At 35.1% G+C, this 20237-nt stretch carries 15 protein-coding genes and 1 riboswitch; of the genes, 3 read left to right on the top strand and 12 right to left on the bottom strand.

The window, feature by feature from the left end:
- Positions 1 to 117: 117 nt before the first annotated feature.
- Positions 118 to 579, bottom strand: a complete 462-nt coding sequence (locus tag VUJ46_RS04500; RefSeq protein WP_326983808.1) for an Lrp/AsnC family transcriptional regulator — start codon at positions 577 to 579, stop codon at positions 118 to 120.
- Positions 580 to 732: 153 nt separating this feature from the next.
- Positions 733 to 918: riboswitch (cobalamin riboswitch) on the top strand.
- Between the two features lie 340 nt (positions 919 to 1258).
- Here VUJ46_RS04500 and metE point away from each other — a divergent pair.
- On the top strand, positions 1259 to 3574 hold the full coding sequence (metE, locus tag VUJ46_RS04505) for a 5-methyltetrahydropteroyltriglutamate--homocysteine S-methyltransferase (protein ID WP_326983809.1): 2316 nt from the start codon (positions 1259 to 1261) through the stop codon (positions 3572 to 3574).
- Between the two features lie 60 nt (positions 3575 to 3634).
- Here metE and VUJ46_RS04510 read toward each other — a convergent pair whose 3' ends face one another.
- The 4 genes from VUJ46_RS04510 to VUJ46_RS04525 all read right to left on the bottom strand — a co-directional run bounded on the left by VUJ46_RS04510 (position 3635) and on the right by VUJ46_RS04525 (position 6156).
- Positions 3635 to 4684 carry an HpaII family restriction endonuclease gene (locus VUJ46_RS04510; RefSeq protein ID WP_326985074.1) on the bottom strand — a complete coding sequence of 350 codons (1050 nt, stop codon included), beginning with the start codon at positions 4682 to 4684 and terminating at the stop codon, positions 3635 to 3637.
- A 29-nt stretch (positions 4685 to 4713) separates the two neighbouring features.
- A complete protein-coding gene (locus VUJ46_RS04515) occupies positions 4714 to 5484 on the bottom strand; it encodes an HNH endonuclease (protein ID WP_326983810.1) in 771 nt (256 codons plus the stop codon).
- Positions 5471 to 5686 (bottom strand): hypothetical protein, encoded by a 216-nt coding sequence (locus tag VUJ46_RS04520; RefSeq protein ID WP_326983811.1) that lies wholly within the window; start codon positions 5684 to 5686, stop codon positions 5471 to 5473. The genes VUJ46_RS04515 and VUJ46_RS04520 overlap by 14 nt, the downstream gene beginning before the upstream one ends.
- An 86-nt stretch (positions 5687 to 5772) precedes the next feature.
- Positions 5773 to 6156 (bottom strand): very short patch repair endonuclease, encoded by a 384-nt coding sequence (locus VUJ46_RS04525; protein WP_326983812.1) that lies wholly within the window; start codon positions 6154 to 6156, stop codon positions 5773 to 5775.
- Between the two features lie 258 nt (positions 6157 to 6414).
- Here VUJ46_RS04525 and VUJ46_RS04530 point away from each other — a divergent pair, with 258 nt between their 5' ends.
- The gene (locus VUJ46_RS04530) at positions 6415 to 6861 is read left to right on the top strand and encodes a KTSC domain-containing protein (RefSeq protein WP_326983813.1); all 447 of its coding nucleotides are present in this window, start codon (positions 6415 to 6417) and stop codon (positions 6859 to 6861) included.
- Between the two features lie 391 nt (positions 6862 to 7252).
- On the opposite strand, the gene VUJ46_RS04535 is transcribed toward VUJ46_RS04530, so the two are convergent.
- The 4 genes from VUJ46_RS04535 to VUJ46_RS04550 form a co-directional block, all read right to left on the bottom strand.
- Positions 7253 to 10441 carry an efflux RND transporter permease subunit gene (locus VUJ46_RS04535; RefSeq protein WP_326983814.1) on the bottom strand — a complete coding sequence of 1063 codons (3189 nt, stop codon included), beginning with the start codon at positions 10439 to 10441 and terminating at the stop codon, positions 7253 to 7255.
- A gap of 6 nt (positions 10442 to 10447) precedes the next feature.
- Entirely contained in the window at positions 10448 to 11509 is a 1062-nt protein-coding gene (locus tag VUJ46_RS04540; protein ID WP_326983815.1) for an efflux RND transporter periplasmic adaptor subunit, read from the bottom strand.
- Between the two features lie 9 nt (positions 11510 to 11518).
- Positions 11519 to 12871: a TolC family protein gene (locus VUJ46_RS04545; RefSeq protein ID WP_326983816.1), complete on the bottom strand. Its 1353-nt coding sequence runs from the start codon at positions 12869 to 12871 to the stop codon at positions 11519 to 11521.
- A gap of 100 nt (positions 12872 to 12971) precedes the next feature.
- Positions 12972 to 13565 carry a TetR/AcrR family transcriptional regulator gene (locus VUJ46_RS04550; RefSeq protein ID WP_326983817.1) on the bottom strand — a complete coding sequence of 198 codons (594 nt, stop codon included), beginning with the start codon at positions 13563 to 13565 and terminating at the stop codon, positions 12972 to 12974.
- Between the two features lie 182 nt (positions 13566 to 13747).
- Between VUJ46_RS04550 and VUJ46_RS04555 the strand changes: the two genes are divergently transcribed.
- Positions 13748 to 17665: a DUF7948 domain-containing protein gene (locus tag VUJ46_RS04555; RefSeq protein ID WP_326983818.1), complete on the top strand. Its 3918-nt coding sequence runs from the start codon at positions 13748 to 13750 to the stop codon at positions 17663 to 17665.
- Positions 17666 to 17701: 36 nt separating this feature from the next.
- Here the strand turns inward: VUJ46_RS04555 and VUJ46_RS04560 are convergent, their stop codons facing one another.
- The 3 genes from VUJ46_RS04560 to VUJ46_RS04570 are packed head-to-tail and all read right to left on the bottom strand — an operon-like array spanning position 17702 to position 20235.
- Positions 17702 to 18526: a CvfB family protein gene (locus tag VUJ46_RS04560; RefSeq protein WP_326983819.1), complete on the bottom strand. Its 825-nt coding sequence runs from the start codon at positions 18524 to 18526 to the stop codon at positions 17702 to 17704.
- Positions 18527 to 18573: 47 nt separating this feature from the next.
- A complete protein-coding gene (locus tag VUJ46_RS04565; RefSeq protein ID WP_326983820.1) occupies positions 18574 to 19059 on the bottom strand; it encodes a hypothetical protein in 486 nt (161 codons plus the stop codon).
- A 48-nt stretch (positions 19060 to 19107) separates the two neighbouring features.
- Positions 19108 to 20235 carry a cytochrome-c peroxidase gene (locus tag VUJ46_RS04570; RefSeq protein WP_326983821.1) on the bottom strand — a complete coding sequence of 376 codons (1128 nt, stop codon included), beginning with the start codon at positions 20233 to 20235 and terminating at the stop codon, positions 19108 to 19110.
- Positions 20236 to 20237 lie beyond the last annotated feature (2 nt).

Raw genomic sequence — 20237 nt, forward strand, 5'->3', positions numbered from 1 at the left:
TCAGATAAAAAAATTCCGTATGTCTATTTCCAAGTTCAGAGTAAATTAATGAATAAGACTAAGAAAGTACCATTGGCAACATCAACTTCTCTCCTCCAGCTTCCCTCTCCCAGCCTTTTAAATACTCACCCCATGCGTATTCTTAACCTCCGCCATCACAAAAGTGCTGTGTGTACTTCCGATAGAATCTACGGAGCCTAATTTATTAAACACAAAATCCTGATAATGCTTCATATCTCTTACCTGAACTTTCAATAAGAAATCAAAATCGCCGGAAATATTATAACATTCCGCTACTTCATCGATCTGTAGAATATCTTTTACAAATGCATTTCCGACCGCCCGGTCGTGAATTTTCAGTCGGACCTGACAAAAAACAGTAAATCCACGGTTTAATTTTTCGGCTTCCAGAACAGCGGCATAATGCTTAATATACCCTTCCTGCTCCAGTCTTTTCATTCGTTCAAAAACGGGAGAAGCCGAAAGGTTAACTTCTTTCGCAAGCTCCTTTACGGTCAGTTTAGCATTTTTCTGAAGAATTCTTAACAGCTGAAGATCCTTTTCATCCAGTTTTTCCACGGAATATTATTCTTTTTTTTATTTTCTACTTCAAAAATACAGAATAAAAATCTTTTTTAATGAAACAAAACCAAATTTTATGCTTAATTTCAGGAATTAAACCAATGAATATACTTTATTAATTACCTTTGATTAAGATTTTGTTCTTTAACATACTTCATCAGAAGGAAAGGTTTTACATAAGGTAAATTAATAGGGAATCGTGTGAAAATCACGAGCTGTCGCGCAACTGTAAGTAATAACCCAAAGGTTTTTGTCCTTGTATATCCACTGTAATAACGGGAAGGATGACAAAAGCTGTTACAAGTCAGGAGACCTGCCTGTTCCGAATGATCAATGCTCTCGCGATTTGGAGTTTTTGGATCAGAAAGATGATACTTTGAGCGTATTTTTGTTTAAGATTTTATTTTTTTTAAACGCAAAGATTTTATTATTGAAGCTTCTTATTTTTAAGGAGCAAAGAATGACTAATTTTTCGCTGATGAAGCTGGTGTTTATGCATTTGCTTATTAAAATCAATGAAATTTATTTTCCTTTACCAACAACTTATTCTTTTCATTTAAAGGAAAAATTACATCCTCACTGTATCTAGTCGATTCATCAAAACCATTTTAAGAAAGCATTTCGAAGCAACTTAAAGAACTTTTAAAAGAAAATTTAATTTAAAAGTTTAAAAGAAATGCAAACACACATCCTTGGCTACCCGCGAATTGGCAGCAACAGAGAATTAAAAAAAGCCTGTGAATACTATTGGGCAGAAAAAATAACTTCAGACGAACTGCTGGAAGTCGGAAAAACCATTACCCAAAACAACTGGAAACTGCAGCAGGAAGCGGGAATCGACTGGATTCCATGCAATGATTTCTCTTATTACGATCAGGTTTTGGATATGACTTTAGCGGTTGGAGCCATTCCGGAACGTTATCAGGAGATTGCCTTCAAAAAATCTGAACTAGATCTTTACTTTGCGATGGCCAGAGGTTTTCAGAAAGACGGTTTAGACATCACAGCGATGGAAATGACGAAGTGGTTTGATACCAATTATCATTATATCGTTCCAGAATTTCATAAAAATCAGGAGTTTAAATTATTTTCAAATAAAATTATCCAGGAATTTATTGCAGCAAAGCAGGCTGGAATTAATGCAAAACCCGTAATTATCGGTTTACTGACCTATTTATTATTAGGAAAAGAGAAAGAAGAAGGTTTTTATAAATTAGATTTAGCGCAAAATTTACTTCCCGTTTATATTCAAATTTTAAAAGAGCTGGAAAATCATGGCGCAGAGTATATTCAGTTTGACGAGCCATTTTTAGCATTAGATTTAACTGAAAAAGCCAAAGAAACCTATCAATTGATCTATGCGGAACTCAGAAAACAGTTTCCGAAGCTTAAATTTATTGTAGCGACTTATTTTGAAGGATTAAAAGACAATCTTTCATTGGCCAATGCCCTTCCGATTGATGTTTTACATATCGATCTGGTTCGTTCTCCTGAACAATTGGATGAAGTTTTAACTCTAATTCCAGACAGTTTAAGCCTTTCTTTAGGAATTGTTGATGGAAGAAATATCTGGAAAAATGATTTCCAACACTCTTTACAGTTTATTAAAAAGGCAGTAGAAAAAATAGGTTCGGAGAGGTTATTTATTGCGCCTTCATGTTCATTGCTCCACTCTCCTTTCGATCTTGATTCTGAGAAAAACGAGAATACTTTATCTCCCGAAATCAAGCAATGGATGGCTTTTGCAAAACAAAAAGTAGATGAAATTGTAAGTTTAAAAAAATTAGCCTCAGAAAATCCAGATTATCATGCGTTGCAGGAATTAGCTGAAAATAGAAAAGCGATTGAAAACCGTAAAGTTTCTGCCTTAATTCACAATCAAAATGTAAAAGACCGTGTGGATGTAACAACGGAAGACGATGCACAAAGACATCATCCGTTTGCAATAAGAAAAGAAACGCAGCAAAAAGTGTTGAATCTTCCTTTATTTCCAACGACTACGATTGGTTCTTTTCCACAGACCAAAGAAGTGCGAAACTGGAGGGCAAAATTCAAAAAAGGCGAACTGAATGCTCAGGAATACGATACTTTGCTTAAACAGGAAACCGAAAGAACCATCCGTTGGCAGGAAGAAATCGGGATCGACGTGTTGGTGCACGGAGAATTTGAAAGAAATGACATGGTGGAATATTTCGGGGAACAGTTGTCTGGATTTGCGTTTACTCAAAACGGTTGGGTTCAAAGTTATGGAAGCCGTTGTGTGAAACCTCCGGTGATTTTTGGAGACGTTCACAGACCTAGCCCGATGACGGTTTATTGGTCAGAATATGCGCAATCTTTAACTCAAAAATGGGTAAAAGGAATGCTGACGGGACCTGTAACGATTCTTCAATGGTCTTTTGTACGTGATGACCAACCTCGTTCAAACACTTGTAAACAGATTGCATTGGCGATTCGTGATGAGGTGAATGATCTTGAAAAGGCAGGAATCAGAATTATCCAAATCGATGAACCTGCAATTCGTGAGGGACTTCCTTTAAGAAAATCTGACTGGCAAAATTATCTAAAATGGGCGGTTGAAGCCTTTAGAATTTCGGCAAGCGGTGTGGAAGATGCGACACAAATTCATACGCATATGTGTTATTCTGAATTTAATGACATCATCCAGAATATCGCTGATATGGACGCTGATGTGATCACAATAGAATGCTCCAGAAGCCAGATGGAACTGTTGAATGCATTTGCTGATTTCAAATATCCGAACGAGATCGGACCGGGAGTTTATGATATTCACTCACCGAGAGTTCCTTCCAAACAGGAAATGGTGGAATTACTGAAAAAAGCACAAGCCGTTATTCCGGCACAGCAACTTTGGGTAAATCCTGATTGTGGCCTGAAAACCCGTCATTGGGATGAAACGGAAAAGGCGTTGATTGCAATGGTTGAGGCTTCGAGGGAAGCGAGTAAGGAGTTTGCCGTACAAGCACTTTAGATATTATTAATATTTGTTTTTTCAGGAGCCTTTTGAGGCTCCTGTTTTTATTTGGTTATATTAAATAAATCTAATTTGTAAATTTAAATTAATAAACATCTTATTATTTTCTAAATAAATTCGGCCAAAGTCATGTCTCGTACTACTTGCAGTTTCTAATTTAGTATTCTTAAAAAGATAATCTTCAAATTCATTTCTATTATAAATATGATAACATAAAATATCACCATCTTCTTTCACTATCAAATAACCACCTGTAGCATCAAGTAAACCAGACCATACTTTTGAGGGCATCATTCCTAAAGCAATATCTGTTAATAAACGTTTAATTTTGTAACTGTAAAATTGATGTCCATTTTCCAGATCAAAATTCAAAGGATTTTTAGACGAAATTTCAGATACTAAAGAGGAAATTAGAGAGTTACCAGACTCAAAATATTTTAATAATATTTCAGAAAGAATATAAGGAAGTGCTGTATCAATTAATATTAAATTATTTCCAAAGACTGAACTTTCATTTTTAATAAACTTTAAATTTCCATAAAAGTGTTTGATTTCTTTTATTCTGTCTCGTATTTTACTTTTTGTTTCTAAATTATTTATAAATTCTATTTGTTGATTATCTAGAATTGAATTGTCTATTTCGTAAACAAAATTTGTTGTTTTACCAGCATTTAATAATGTAGAGGCCCCTCCTAACTTTGACTTTATACTAAATCCCAATTCAGGGGTTATTCCTGTTCGATGGTCATGAATTACAATTCTAATATCACTTTTAATCGAAGATTTTGCTTTTAAAGAATGACTATTATAAGAATTCAAAAAAGTTTCTATTTCAGGAATTGAGAATGCAGCTTTAGTTTTTTCTTTAAGCTTGTTTAAAAGTAAATTTGCATTTTCCTTAAATTTAATAATTGGAATTCTAAATTCTTCAATATTATTTTTAATAACTACTAAATCATTTTCGTATCCAAACTCGAAAGTTCCATTCGATTCGTCACGAAGAACTCTAATAATAGGAAATATTAAAGTTTCTATTTTATTCAGATTGCTGTCTCCAGCAAAAAGCTTTTTATCACTTATTATTTTTAAAAGTGTATAAACTTCGATGTAATATTGACTTCAAAAATAATTAAATCTTATTTTTTAAATAGATTTGTATAATGCCAATCTAAAAATTCTTTTGAAGGAAGAAATCTATCTGGTAAAATAATAGATTGATTGTCATATTTTGAAAAGAAATCATGATAGATAATTTCGTTCTCTTTTAATGTGTCAAAATAGTTTGAAACTTTAATTTTATAATCTGGTGTAATTGTAATATAACCTTTATCAAATGCTTTATCATGAATTGAATTTAAACATAAACCATTATGCGGATTTAAACGATTTTTTTCATCATCTTTCCAAGGTTTTATATGACTGGCAACTAAAAACTCAGAAATAGATAGTCCAGTAATACAACATTTTAAATTATAAGATGAAAGTATTGTTGAACGAAAAAAATTTTGATTTACTCTTTGTTTTATAATTGATTCTCTTTCGAGACCAATTGGGAATTCAAAAACTTCAACATCAATTATTTCCTCAACATTTTTATTTTGAAATTCAGCAATTAATAACTCACTTTCATAAGCTAGCTTTTCCCAATTACCATTAAACTCATTCCAAACAGTTTCATCAAGTTTACTTCCATTTCCCAATCCAACAATTCCTTGCTTTTTTAATTCGGGATCAAGCCTTCCAAAATTTCCAATTTTCATATTTAAAGCAGAAGGACTTCTACCAATAATGCTAGCATATTTAATAATTAAAGGATTGGTTTTGCTACTGCTTTTAAAAGGAATCTTACAATAAACATTAAAAGCTACAATCGTCTCTTCTTTTGTCCAGTTATTACTTTTTTTCATTGTTGCTTTCCGTTACATTTAGATTATCAACACAATAATCTTTTAAAATTCCGTCTAATAAATCTTTAGAAAAATCAGAATTCCCCAATAAAATCATTCTAAAAATTTCAATTCTATCATCTGGTGTTAATTCCATTAATTTTTCTTCATCACGGAAGAATTTCATAAAATCTTCTCGTGATATTTTTTGATAACTTTCCATTTTTATCTCATTTATGTTTATGACTTATAGCAAGTTTTTAATTAAAAAAAAGAATTGCTACAATTTCTACTCTAACATTTAATTTACTACACACAATTTAATAAATTTTTCTCGACTTCCTTACTCCAAAATCTTAAAACAGTCCACCCATTTTTTACAAGTTCCTCATTAACTTCAACATCACGTTGAATATTTCTTTCAATTTTCTTTTCCCAAAAATCTTTGTTTGTTTTATGGTCATGCTTTCTTATCACCCAATCTTTTCCATGCCAAAATTCTCCATCGACAAAAATTGCCAATTTTATCTTTTTAAAAGTTAAATCTGGCTTTCCAAAAACTGTTTTATTATTTTTTCGATATCTATGACCTCTGCCAAAAAGAGTTCTAGCTAATAGTAATTCAGGTCTTGTTCCTGATGATTTATTAGCTTGCATATTTTTCTTTCTTTGTTCTTTGGTCAGCTTGTCCATATAACAAATTTAAAACATTTATATTAGCAAAAAAGCCTGCAAAAGCAGACTGTATATCCTATACTTAATTACATGTCTAAAGAAAGAAGCTTGATTAAGCATTACTTTATAAATCTAAGAATTATAAGTTAATCAATAGATACAAATTGCCAATAGAATATAAAATTATTTTTAAATCTAAATAAATAGCAATCAAAAACTTACAATATCCCAAAATAAAACCTTAATTTTGCACCCCGAAAATAAGGGTTAGAACATATGAAAAAAATAGGCGATTACAGAAAGCTTCTTGAAGTAGATAAAAACGTTACGTTGAAGGAATTAAAAACAATTTACAGAAATGTGATGAAAGACACGCATCCTGATAAATTCATTAATGATGAAGCAGGAAAGCTGGAAGCGGAAGAAAAAAGTAAGACGGTGATTGAAGCCTATCATTTTTTGGTAAGCATTAATCCGGAAACGCAGGAAAAATATAAAGAAGAATATACGGAAACGATTACCAAATCTAATATTCAGGATTTTTATCTGGAAAAATCGGTTCTTACGGTTCAGCACCTGAACGGAAATATGTACGAATATATCGGAGTTCCGAAAAATACGTATATTAAAATGGTGAATGCAGATTCTCCCAGCCGTTTTGCAAGAAGACATATCTATGGAAGTTTTGTTTACAGAAAGTCCGGAGAGGCAATGGCAGACTAATTTTTCATCTATAAAAATATTGAAAGCTTTCAGATAATTCTGGAAGCTTTTTTTATTGTTTCATAAATTATGTTTCCACAACCAAAACTTCTCGATACAATTTTTTTTGTAAAAAATCACTCGAAGTGACGATTGGTTTACCTCAACAAAGTTCGCCCGTCAGATCGAGTATTTTTCGAAGCGGAGCGTAGAAAAATGTATCGAGAACCCCATGAACCAAAGCACAAAATTAGTCTTCAAAACAAAAATTTCTCGATACAATTTTTTTGCAAAAAATCATTAGAAGTCATGATTGGTTTACCTCAACAAAAGAATACCTTCGCTCGCGGCAATGACATAAAAAAACCGCATCATTTCTGACACGGTTTTCGGTTAATTAAAGGTTGTTATATTAGTCTACGTGTTTCGGAGTAAATCCGTCTTCACTTAGTTCTCTGTGATCGTAATCGGCTTTCATTTCAGCTTCATAATCTACTTTCTCACCTTTACCCATTCTTCTTAAAATTGAATCGAATAAAGAGTACACTACCGGTACGATAATCAAGGTAAGGAATAACGACGATGTTAAACCACCGATGATTACCCAAGCCAATCCGTTGTTCATTTCGGCTCCTGCTCCTTTTGCAATCGCAATCGGGATCATACCGAAGATCATCGCAATTGTGGTCATCAAGATCGGACGAAGACGCGCGTGGTTGGCCTGAATCAAAGCATCGTGCGTTGTTGCTCCCGCTGCTTTTCTCATGTTGGCAAAATCGACGATCATAATCGCGTTTTTCGCTACCAAACCAATCAACATGATCATCCCCAGCATCGTAAAGATGTTCAGTGAATTTCCGGTGATGGCCAAAATAACCATTACCCCGATCAATGCCAACGGAATTGAGAATAATACCACAAACGGATAAACAAACGAGTCGTATAATGAAACCATTACCAGGTAAACCAGTACGATAGCTGCCAATAAAGCAATTCCTAATGTACCGAAACCTTCAGTCTGGTTTTCCATATCACCACTCCAGATGTAGCTTACACCTGCTGGTTTTGTTTTTTCGTTATCCATGAACATTGCTGCCCATTCGTTGGCCACGTCACCTACCGGACGACCTACTACTTTAGATTTTACCTTTACCGAAGGTGCTTTATCTCTACGTTCAAGCAAACTTGGCCCTGAACCCATTTTTACATCTGCAAACTGGCTCAATCTTACCTGCTCTCCTTTAGTATTCGTAAACATCAGATTTCTTACATCATCAATATTCTGTCTGTTGGCATCACCAAAACGGATGTTGATGTCGTATTCGTATTCTCCGGCTCTGAATTTTCCGTCTGTATTTCCACTGAATGCAGTCTGCATTGTTTGTCCTACGCTGGAAAGATTTAAACCTAAAGCAGCCATCTTATCTCTGTCGATATTCACCTGAACTTCCGGGTTACCAGAATCGGTTGATAATTCAGCATCTACTGATCCAGGAACTTTTTTAAGCAATTCAAGAATTCTGTTCGCTTCCTTATTTGCCGTTTCATTATCCTGAGCTGTTACTACCATTTCGATTGGCGCGTTATCTGCTCCCATTAATCCGATTGGTGCGGTTTTAAACTCAACTCCGGTGAATTTCTCTTCTAAAGCTCTCTTGATTTTAGCAGATTTGATATCTGTACTTTCGTTACGTTCAGATTTATCAACCAAGATTACCTGAATTTCTGATTGATACAACGTTGCCTGTGCACCACCAAAACCTGATGACTGCTGACCAACCGTTGTAATCATATCTACAACATCTTTATCGTTTCTAAGGTATTTTTCAACCGCTAAAGTTACCTGATTCGTTTTTTCTACTGAAGCATCTTTTGGTAATTCCATCTGAACAAGGAACTGACCTCTGTCCATTTTAGGGAAGAATTCACCTCCGATAAATCCGAATGCCACCAACATAAATGAAGAGATCAAAATAATGAAAGTAATCACTACCGTCATGATTCTTCTTAATGTCGTTTTCAAAGCCCATTCTAAGATTCCTGTAATCCAGTGTGTGAATTTTTCCAATTGTTTTTCAAACCAAAGGATGAATCTTTCGAAAACATTTTTTCCTGTAAGGTGCACCAATTTACCATATCTTGAAGATAACCAAGGAATAATGGTAAATGAAGCCAATAATGACAACATTGTCGCGATAACCACCGTTACACAGAACTGCGCCAGGATATCAGACACCAAACCGGAACTCATTGCAATCGGTAAGAATACCACCACGATTACCAAGGTAATAGCCGTTACCGTAAACCCGATTTCTGAAGCTCCATCGTATGCTGCACGAATTCTGCTTTTTCCCATCTCCATGTGACGGTATACGTTTTCCAGTACAACGATCGCGTCATCCACAAGGATACCTACTACCAATGAAAGTCCCAGTAAACTCATTAGGTTTAGGGTATATCCCATCAGATACATTCCGATTACTGTTGCAATCAAAGACATCGGAATAGAAACCATTACGATAAATGCATTTCTGATGTTGTGAAGGAATAATAACATGACCACTGCCACCAAAATAATCGCCAGGAATAAATCGAAGATTACGTGGTCCGCCGCTTCAAGCGTAAAATCTGTTGTATCATCTACAATATTGATTTTGATCGCCTGTGTTTTATAATTACTCTGAACATCAGCAATCGTTTTCTGAACCAATTCTGAAACCGCTACCGCATTCGCATCAGATTGTTTTTTTACCTGAAGTAAAATGGTTGCATTCTGATTGTATCTTGCAATTTTTTCAACATCTTTCTGAGAGTCAAAAACCGTTGCAACATCAGATAAACGAACCTGTGCCCCGTTTTTATCGGAAACCACAAGATTATTCATTTCAGCAACATCTTTATATTTTCCTGAAAGTCTGATCGTAGATCTTGAAGTTCTCGTTTTCAAAGCTCCCGTCGGGAAATCTAAATTAGAAGAAAGAATTGCCTGCTGTACATCTCCGATTGAAAGACCGTAACCCTGCAATTTCTTTTCATCTAAATTCACCTGAATTTCTCTCTCCTGTCCACCAACAAGGTCAACCTGAGCAACACCGTTTACACGGGAAAATACAGGCTCAATTTTCTTATCTAAAAGATCGTAAAGCTCTTTATTATTTAATTTATCACTTGAAATACTCAGCGTCATGATCGGTAAATCATCCAATGAGAATTTCTGTAGTGATGGCGGATCTGCATCGTCCGGAAGGTCTGCCAAAACAGCGTTTACCTTTCTCTGAGCATCATTCAGCGCATAGTTTACATCAGCACCCGTGTTCAACTGAACCATGATTACCGATAAACTTTCGTAAGATGAAGATTCTACTTTTTTTACGTTTTCCAAAGAACCTACGGCATCCTCGATCTTTCGGGTAACCGATGTTTCCACCTCAGAAGGCGAAGCACCAGGATATACCGTAGAAATGGTTACCATATTGGTTTCAAACTTCGGAATCAACTCGTACCCCATCATGGAGTAACTTAATAAACCACCCAGCGTAAGTATCGTAAATAATACGATAACCAGGGACGGTCTTTTAATGGATATTTCTGCTAACTTCATCTTCTCTTACTTTACGATATTGATTTTTGAACCGTTATCAAGGTTGATCTGTCCGCTGGTAATTACCTGTTCGCCACCGTTCAGTCCGCTTAAGATCTGAACTTTATCGCCGTATACTTTTCCGGTCTGAACTTTAATTAATTTAGCCGTTCCGTTGCTTACCACGAATAATTGCCCTGAGCTTACACCGTTTACGAAAGCTTCTGCAGGAACCGTAATCATATTCATTGTTTCTGCACCGTGGTTTGTTTTAAATGTAGCCGTTGCATACATACCTGCCTTTAGGTTTCCTCTGTTCTGAACTTCAACCTCAACCGGGAAATTTAAAGAAGCATCACTTTTAGGAGCGATAAATGTAATTCTTCCGCTGAAAGATTCTTCCGGTAAAACGTTAACATTAATTGCCACTTCCTGACCTAACTGAATTCTTCCGATCTGGCTTTCATCCACCAAAACAGAAAGTTTTAACGAATTGATATTTACGATTTCGAAAAGTGCATTTCCCGGAGCAACCACCATTCCCGGTTCAACCATTTTTTTATTGATGGTACCGCTGATTCCCGCTCTGATGCTTGTATCATTAATTTTAACTCCCTGAGCTTTTACTGCCGCCTGAGCATTTTTCAACTGTAATCTTGAATTATCAACCTGCTGCTTCGTAACACCTCCCGTTTTGAAAGCATTTTCGTAACGTTGGTTATCTATAATTGCATTTTGCAAATTGTTCTGAGCCTGAGAAATATCAACTTCGATGGCATCTTTTTTTATCGTTGCCAAAACCTGACCAGCGCCTACTTTCGAGCCTTCTTTCACCAAAACATTTACGATACGTCCTGAAATTTCAGAGGACTGATTAGATTCCTGTTTCGGGATAAAAGTTCCGTTGGCCGAGTAATCTGTATTGATGTTTTCTCTTGCAACTGTAATCACATTTACATTGATCTTATCTACCTGCTTGGCAACTTCTCTTACTTCTGTCTCCTGCTTCTCTTTGTTACCGGCAATCTTGTAAGCTGCTAAACCTATAAGTACAGCCGCTACGATGATATATATTAAAGTTTTTTTCATTATAGTTTATTATGGGTTTTGTAAAGTATTTAGTTCTCCTTTCGCTTTGATTAATTTTATTTCAGCCTGCTTATAATCCAATAGAGCGTTAGCATAGTTCTGTTTAGCCTGAGTCTGTGCATTTTCCGCATCTAAAACTTCAGTTAATGTTGCCAAACCGTACTGATAATTAGCCTGTGTATTTTTCTGAACTCTTTCCGCCAAATCTACATTGTCTTTCATGCTTTCAATATTGATCAATGCATTTTCCATATTGGTAATGGCATTTTTATAATCTAAACTTAAGCTTAACTGCGTATTTTCAAGATCTACATCGAGATCCTGAATATCAATTTCAGCCTGATTAATCTTGGCCTTGGTAGCTCCTCCCGTGAAAATAGGAATGTTCACATTCAGGCCGATTGCAGAATAATCACTCCACAGTACTCCGTTCTTAATTCCATTGGTTAAAGGAAACTTTGCTCCCGTTGCCCCCCATCCATAATTGGCGACCAGGTTTACCGTCGGATACAAATATGCCTCTGTTGCTTTTTTATTGTACACCAAAAGCTCTCTGTTTTTATTCAGCACTTTAATTTCGGTACGATCATTAAGGTTTACGGTACTGGCAATCAGCTCCGGTTTAGGCTCAATCGTTTTTTCTTCCAGTTCAATATCCGAAGAGATCGGCACTCCCATATAAAATTTCAGTGCATTTTTTGAAAGCTGTACGGAATTGATCAAGGTCTGTCTGTTGGAGCCGATATTCGTTAACTGAACATTTGTTCTGTCTAAATCGATCGCTTTTGCCAGGCCGTTATCGACCAGACTTTTGATCACATTTCTCGTTTTTTCTGTATTAGCATAGCTCGCTTCCACAGTTTTCAGATTTTCTTCCTGAACAAATACCTGATAATAAGCGGTTGCTACATTTTCAATGATCTGTTCGTTGGTCAGCTGAGCGTTCAGAACATAAAATTCTCTTGTAGATTTCGCTGCCTTAAGCCCGGTGAATACTCTTTGATCAAAAATTGCCTGCTGAAGCTGCACAGAAGCTGTTGAACTCCAAGGCTGACCTAACTGAGCTCTGATCTTCTCTCCTCCAAATTCAAGCAAAGACTCCTGAATAATTGGGTTATAGGTTAAGCCAGTTGTTGCCGTTACCTGTGGTAATGCCCCAGCTTTCGCTTCATCAATTTTATATTCGGCTTTTTTAATCTGTAAAGCAGCTTTTTTGGCTTCTGCTTTATTCTGAAGTGCCTGTTTTATGGCTTCCTGTAGAGAAACCTGCTGCTGAGCAGACACGGATGAAAAACCGAAAATCATAAATGCTGCAGCTATCCCAATTTTTAGCTTTTTTGCAGTTATACGTTTTCTTTTCATAATCTTATACTTCGTTTATTTTTTTAATGTAATTTAATTTCCTTCTTGAATACTTTTATTTTTAAAGGACGGATCATTTCTTAAAATACTTTAATATTTGTTAATTTTTAAAAAGCATATTTAAAATAATATCCTTTCTTGCTGCAATGATCTGATCGAATTTCTTTTCACTAATCATTAAATTTTCCATCAATAATGGTCTTATTGCACTTGGGAAAACCAATAAAGAAACCATATTTAATACGAACTGGATAGGTTCCATTGTTTCGATGTTCCCTAATGCCATTTCTTTTTTGATGTCTTTGTACAATTTTTTCAGTTCATCTTCCTCGATATCTTTTTTATGACAGTTTCCTTTATTGATCTGTGAAACAATATAGGTTTCCAGATAAGGATATTTAAGGCTGGTTGATAAACTATGCTCAATAAACTGCCCCATCTTTTCTTTAAAAGGAAGATCAGAGTTCTGAATAACCTTCGATTTTTCCTGTTCTACTTTCTGTGCTTCATCAAAAATAATCTGAATCAGATTGTCTCTGGAACGAAAATAATAATTGATCAGGGTTCTGTTTACTCCTGCTGCATCAGCAATTTCTTGCGTTGTAGCATCAAATTTCCCTTTCACAAAGAATAAATTCTTTGCTGTCTCTTTGATTAATTCCTGTGTTTGGTCTTTTTTTGCTTGATTTGACATTTTTGTTAAACAAATTTGTGCAAATTTAAATCATTTTTAGTTTTTGACAAAATTGTTAAACAAAATAATTAAACAATAGGGTATGAAATGTATCAGTTTTAACACCATTATACACAGATTAATAACAGTTAATCTTTTTTTAGCAGGGCATTTTTATATATTTGCCGAAAAATTAATAACTGATGCGAAAAATATTATTTCTGTTCGCAGCTTTTTGCTGTAGTCATTTGTCTTCACAGAATAAAACATTCAAAGACAATGAATATTATTTCTATGAAAACAAAGGGCAAATCATTGATCAGGACGGAAAAGAAAATGCAGATGTAAAATATCTCTTCCCCTCTGTGGGATTAAATGTACAACTGCGATCTAATGGATTTTCTTATGATGTATATGAAACAAAAAAAACAGTAAATCCCAATTCCTCAAAATTCAGAAAAGACCAATCTATTGATGCAAAAACGTATCATTATGATGAATTTAATTATGAAAATCAGTTTCATAGAATTGATATTGAATTATTAAATTCAAATAAAAAAGCAGCAATTATTGCAGAAGGAAAATCTTCCGATTATTCTAATTATTACAACCTTCCGAACAATCCAAAAGGAGTAACGAATGTTCATCGTTTTCAAAAAGTTTTGTATAAAAATATTTATCCGAATATTGACATTGTATTTTTTAAACCAAAAGATACTTTAAAACCCATTGAATATAATTTCATCATTAATCCCGGTGGAAAAATTTCAGATATTAAGATGAAATTCAACGGTGCTCCAACTTCTATTAAAGACAATAAGCTTTTGATGAAAGTTCGTTTTGGAGAAATGTATGAAAACATCCCGAACAGCTGGATTTCAGGCAATAAAAAAGAAAATATTGAAATTTCTTTTAAGGATCTGGGAGATCAGACTTTTGGTTTTAATTCACCTATAAATACTTCCAATAAGACGATTGTTATTGACCCTGTTCCTACAAGAGTCTGGGGAAGTCATGTGGGCGGGACAGGTGATGATTACGGAAGAATAAGAACTGATCTTCAAAATAAAGGCTATCTCATCGGATCTACAACGAGTTATAATAATTTTGCCAGCTCAGGCACATATCAACAAAATGTTGCCGGAGGGATAGATGCTTTTCTGATAAAAATAACTAAAGACGGGCAAAAACTTTGGGGAACTTATTATGGCTTCGGAATGACAGACTATTTTATGGATGCCGATTTTGATGCCGATTTTAATATTTATGCAGGAGGTGTAGTTCAAAGGGCTGCCTTTAATGAAAATATTGTTTTAGTGAAGTTTAACAGTAATGGAAGTTTAATTTTTCAAAAAGAATTTGTTTCAAACAGACAAGATAAGCTTTATACAGTTTCTTATAATCAGAATCAGGTATTTATTGGCGGAGAAGCTTTCAGTACAGATTTTCCCACAGTAAATGCAATGCAACCAACAAAATCTACTCCCTCTGGTTATACTGATGGTATTTTGGCAGCTATCAACGCGACAACAGGGAATACAGATTGGGCAACCTATGTTGGGCAAAGTGATGGCTCAACTTCTATTTTTCAAATCATGTCTTCCGTGGATAATCTTGAAATACTAGCGGCGACGCAATCTTCAAATATCCCTATGGTCAATGCTTTTCAACCTATAAAAGCAGGCGGAACAGACGGACTTTATATAAGACTTTCAAAATCAGGAAATAACATTCTTAAATCTAGTTATTTTGGGAACTCAGGATATGAGGTTGTATTCAAAGGAAGAATAGTGAATGACATTTTGGTACTTCCGGGAAAATACTCTACAACAGACGTACCTGTAGGACAACCTGGAATTTGGAGAGTAAATTTGACAAATAATACAATCACAAAAAGTTATTTTAACTTTATTGGAGATCCTCAATTGTTGGCTTATCCTGATAAATATGGAAATGTTTTCTTCACAGGATTACATTCCAATGGTTTGGGTTTACCAGATATTTCTACTCCCGGAGCTTATATGGGAATGCCTGCTACATATATTTCCACTTTTATGATTAAATATAATCAGAGTGACAGTAAAGAATGGGGAACTTATTACACAGGAAATGGCGCAACACAACAAGGAGAAGTTATTACAGACAATGAGGATGCTATTTATTTAACGGGAATGTCTGGCGGAAATACTTCAGGAATAGCCACTCCGGGAACCTTTCAACAAATGCCTGGTGGCGGAAATGATATGTTTGTAGCTAAATTTAGAGATTGTACAGCAAGTGCTACTGTGACATCCAACTCACCAGTATGTATTAATTCAACATTACAGTTAAATGCAAGTGGTGGAACAACATATCAGTGGACAGGACCCAACGGTTTCACCTCAAATCTTCAAAACCCAACAATTCCTAATGCAACAGCAGCTCATTCAGGAACATATACTTGTCAGGTAACTGGTTCTGGAGCTTGTGACGGAAGCTTTACCGTAAATGTAACAGTAGGTGATAATATTGCGCCAATTCCCGACATAGCTACTTTAGTGGATATCACAGGAGATTGTCATACAACCATAACAAATATACCTACTGCAACAGATAACTGTGCGGGAGTAATTACAGCCTCTACTTCAGATCCACTGTCTTATTCGCTTCCCGGAAATTATATCATTCACTGGACTTATAATGACGGAAATGGAAATACCTTTACACAAAATCAAAATGTAATCATCTCCTCGCCTGCATTACCAACTTCCACTAACCTTCAGCAAGGTTTCTGCGCCACTAATCTTCCTAAAGTTTCAGACATTCAAATTACTGGCCAGAATATAACGTGGTACAATGCCGGAGGAAGTATTTTAGCACCTTCTACTCCATTGGTTACAGGAACTTATTATGCTTCACAAACCATCAACGGATGCGAAAGTGATAAAGTAGAATTTCAAATTACCGTAAACAGCACGCCAAGACCTTCAGCCAATTCTATGCAGGATTTTTGTGAATCGGCACATCCAAAGATTTCAAACTTGATTGTTACAGGTACAGATTTAAAATTCTATGATGCAGCGGGCAATCTTTTACCATTAAGTACCCTTTTAGCAAACGGACAAATGTATTACGTTACCCAAACATTGAATGGTTGTGAATCAGCTAAATTCTCCATTGCGGTAACGCTTTCACTCAATAATGTTCCGGCTAATAATTACAGTGAGACTTTCTGTAATAATTCTGTTGCCAATACAATGGTTATTAATTTAACTTCGTTTGAAAATAATATAATCGCGAATCCGGGAAATTACGTTTTCACTTATACTGATAATCTGGGAAATCCAATCGGAAATCCATCAAATTATGCTTTGAATATAGGTTTGAATATTATTAATGTGAAAGTCGCAACTCCTGACGGATGTTTTAAAATTGCACAACTGAATTTAACCGTAAATCCTAAACCTAATATTACACTTCCCGAAAAACTGGATTTCTGCGAAGGTAAAAATATCACATTAGACGCAGGAGCCGGATTTACATCTTATCTATGGAACACGGGAGCAACTGCACAAACCATCACTATTTCAACGCCAGGTACTTATACGGTGACGGTTAAAAACAGTTTTGGTTGTGAAAGTACAGCGACTGTTGTCGTGAGTTATTCTGTTTTAGCTCAGATTGTTTCGGTAAATATCAGCAATAATTCAGCAACTGTAATTTTATCTGCAACAGGAAGTTATGAATATTCTCTGGATAATCTTATCTGGCAGGATTCAAACATTTTCAGCAATCTTTCAATGGGAGAATATACGGTGTTTGTGAGAACGAAAGGAGGTTGTATTATCGGGCAGAAGCCGTTTTCAATCTTTAATATTCCGAATGCCATTACACCAAACGGAGATGGGATCAATGATTTATGGAAAATCAACGGATTAGAAAATTATCCGGGAACAGAAGTCAGTTTATACGACAGAACCGGAATCGCCATTTTTAAAGAAGTGATTAAAAATAAAAAGCCTTTTGAATGGGAAGCCAAACTTAGCGGAAGACCATTACCAACGGGAAGTTACTGGTACACGATAAAAGTTTCCGACGGCAGAATTTACTCCGGTTGGCTACTGATTAAAAATAGAGAATAAAAGAAAACGAGCAGAAAATTCTGCTCGTTTTTATTTTTATAATAATTTGATTTTATCGTCTGAAATATCAATAATTTTATCCTTATAAAGTCCTCCGATCGCCTTCTTGAAGTTCTTCTTACTCATTTGGATCTCCTCTTTAATTTCCTCAGGAGTAGATTTGTCTGAAAGATAAAGCAAACCGTAATTTTCTTCCAGCTTGTCTAAAATTTTCTTTTTAAACTCATCAATATTTTCAAAACCTTGTGGCTGCAGAGAAACATCAATCTTTCCATCTTCACGAATTTCTTTGATATAACCGCCTTCCTCAGACAAAGGATATAGTTTTTTGAAAACATCAGAAGCATAGATTAAGCCGATGTATTTTTTATTGATTACGACGTTCCAGCCCAATTCGCTTTCATTCATCATAATTAAATCTACCTTATCTCCTTTTTGGAAAGGCAGATCCTGATATTGAGGATTTCTTTTGAATTTAGTCGTTCCGGTAATTAACCCCAATTCATCATCTACATACAAATGAACCAGATATCTTTTACCTTCAACAATTTTAGACTTTTGCTGCTTGTAAGGAATAAATAAATCTTTTATAATTCCCCAATCCATAAAAGCACCGCTGGGAAGGCTTTGAACACAGCTCATCACGGCAAATTCATCAACTTCAGCCAATGGAATTTCTGTAGTCGCTTTTAATTTATTATCATCCTGATACACAAAAACATCCACCTCTTCGTCGATTTCTTTTTCATCCTGAATGAAGATTTTTGGCAAAAAAGCTTTTTCACCGGATTCGTCTGTTAAAATCCATCCTGAACTGATTTTTTCTGAAATTTTTAAAGTTTGAGTTTTTCCGAGTAACATGTATGATAAAATTAGTCTGCAAAGGTAAGGAAATTGAAGTCTTGAACCTATTTATATTCATTTAAATCTTTTTTCAGCTCTTGAAACGTACGCAGATAATCGGCATCTTCAATTTGATTCTCAGGCATTTTTACTGTCTCAATCAGCTTCCCCTTTGCATAGTAATTCCTGATTTCGGATATTTTTATAGGATTTTTTAAATATCCGTTCTCATCAACGGTCTGATATTTTTTTGAATAAACGAATATTAACTGTCCGTTTTTATCAAGAAAGTACTCCGTAGAAATATACCATGCAGAAAGCCCTATAAAATGGTCTATTTTTCTAAGTTTTCCGCTTTTATAATAGCCTTTTAATTCAATTCCGTTGTCCGTTACTTGATGTTTATCCATAAAATAGGAATAGGGAACAACTTTTATACTGTAATTTTTTATTTGATTAATTTCTGCCACTTCTTTTTTAATCAACATGATATCCTGGCTCAAGACCAATCCGGAAAATAGCAATAATGAAAATAGAATTAAATTCTTCATCAGAAAATTTTACTCCAATATACAAAAAAGAGAAGCAAAAGCTTCTCTCTATTGAGGTAATTCGGGTGACCTCATTTTGTATTTGTAACTATGTAAGGTATTCAGAAAATTTTCAAGATCTGTTAACTCCTCATCTGAAAGATTTAATTTTTCCAGCATTTTAGACTTATGAGGAGCAAGCGGGCTGTCTCTGTTTCTTTTTTCATTAGGCATTCCGGCATTATACATATTCAGCACTCCTCTAATATTAGGAAACAAACCATTATGCATATAAGGAGCTGTCTTAGTAACTTCCCTCAACGTAGGAGTCTTAAACTTACCTACATCTTCATTTTTTTTTGAAATATTATATAATCCGAGATCTTCATATTCGCGTCCAAAATAAGTGAGTCCAACATTATGAAATTTCTGATCCGAGAAATAAGAAGAGTTATGACAATTAATACAATTAGCCTTTGTTCTGAATAAATGCAGACCATTGATTTCTGAATCAGTAAGTATTTTCTTTTCTCCTGAAACAAAGCGATCAAACTTTGATTTCGGACTTACAATTGTTCTCTCAAAGGTAGCAATCGCTTTTGTTATTCTTTCTTCTGTTACCTTTTCATCGCCAAAAGCTTTTAGAAAATAACTTCTGTATCCTTTTATCTTAGCTATTTTTTTCACAGCCAGTCTTGAATGAAAATTCATTTCTAGAGGATTTTCAATCGGTGCTTTCGCCTGATCTTCCAGAGTAGCCGCTCTCCCATCCCAGAAATATTCTTTAGCATAAACAATATTCAGAATGGTAGGCGCATTTCTTGTTCCCAGTTGTCTGTCATGACCATAAGCCACTCTTCGTCCATCTGCCCAGGCCAGCTCAGGATCGTGACAGTTTGCACAGGAAATCTGTCCAGATTTTGAAAGCCTCGGATCAAAAAACAAAACCTTACCGAGTTCTTCTTTTGCTTCAGAATAGGGATTATCTTTTGGAAACTCCGGTTTTGATAAAGGTCCGATATCTTTAAATCCTTCTTTAGCTTCATCAAAAAGGTGAGGCTTGGGCCAAAGATTCTGGTTTCCGCTTCCGTATAGTTCTCTTAATTCGCTGCTCGTATATCCTTTTTGGATCACATTAAAATCGGAAAAAGAATAGGTTAAAAACAACACTGCTGAGAGCGATAAAAAATACTTCATAA

This window comes from Chryseobacterium sp. MYb264 (assembly GCF_035974275.1).
Taxonomy (GTDB): Bacteria; Bacteroidota; Bacteroidia; order Flavobacteriales; family Weeksellaceae; genus Chryseobacterium.